The following is a 1,058-nucleotide window of genomic DNA, read 5'->3' as shown; positions in this document are numbered from 1 at the left end:
CCAGCGGGTTCCGGGAGATAAAAAAAGAGGACGAGGCCGAGGCGTTCATCAGGAAGTACGATCTGACGGGGTTCAGGATGCTCTTCCTTGCGGGTGAACGCTGTGACCCGGACACCCTTCTCTGGGCGCAGGACCGGCTCGGGGTTCCGGTCATCGACCACTGGTGGCAGACCGAGACCGGCTGGGCGATTGGAGCGGACTGCGCCGGTCTTGAACTCCTGCCGGTAAAACCGGGCTCCTGCACCAAACCGGTACCGGGCTATATCGTCGGGGTCAAAAACGCCGATGGCACGGACACGCCGGCCGGGGAGACCGGCAACATTGTCGTGAAACTGCCGCTCCCGCCCGGCTGCTTTGTCACCCTTTATAACAACGATGCGGATTTTGTGAAAACGTACTTCTCGGCCTACCCGGGCTATTATCTGACCTCGGATGCCGGGTTCATCGATGAGGACGGGTACGTCTGGATCATGGGGAGGACCGACGATATCATCAATGTCGCGGGCCACCGGCTCTCGACCGGCGCAATGGAGGAGGTGCTTGCATCCCACCGCGATGTTGCGGAATGCGCAGTTGCCGGTGTCCACGACCCGGTCAAGGGCGAGGTGCCGCTGGGCTTTGTGGTCCTGAAAAGCGGCGTTGCAAGATCACCTGCAGCGATCGAGCCCGAACTCATCGCGCTGGTGCGGCAGAAGATCGGGCCGATCGCCTCGTTCAAGGCAGCCGCCGTAGTGGCCCGCCTCCCCAAGACCCGCTCGGGGAAGATCCTCCGGGGCACCATCAAGAAGATTGCAGACGGGATCCCGTATACCGTCCCCGCAACCATCGACGATCCGGCCATCCTTGAAGAGATAACAACAACCCTGAAGGGAATGGGATACCCCCGCTCATAATCACGGCTTCCTCTTTTGTCCGTTTCAGGCCGGGCACCTGCCCGGCCCCGCATGCACGGCAGGACGGGATCGTGAAACTCCCGCACCAATGGCCGGACACCCGGCGGCACCGGAACGGATATATACCCGGCTCCTGAAGAAAGAGGTAGGTACGCACTATGGACG

General features: G+C 61.6%; 1 protein-coding gene. It reads left to right on the top strand.

Translation table 11 applies throughout. From position 1 onward, the window contains the following. Positions 1–893: AMP-binding protein (locus CW742_RS14895; protein WP_292421748.1), on the top strand; the 893-nt coding region annotated here is incomplete at its 5' end. Positions 894–1,058: the final 165 nt, after the last annotated feature.

This window comes from Methanoregula sp., assembly GCF_002835825.1.
Taxonomy (GTDB): Archaea; Halobacteriota; Methanomicrobia; order Methanomicrobiales; family Methanospirillaceae; genus Methanoregula.
The sequence above is the reverse complement of the archived record's forward strand: the minus strand, read 5'-3'. Positions and strand labels throughout refer to the sequence as shown.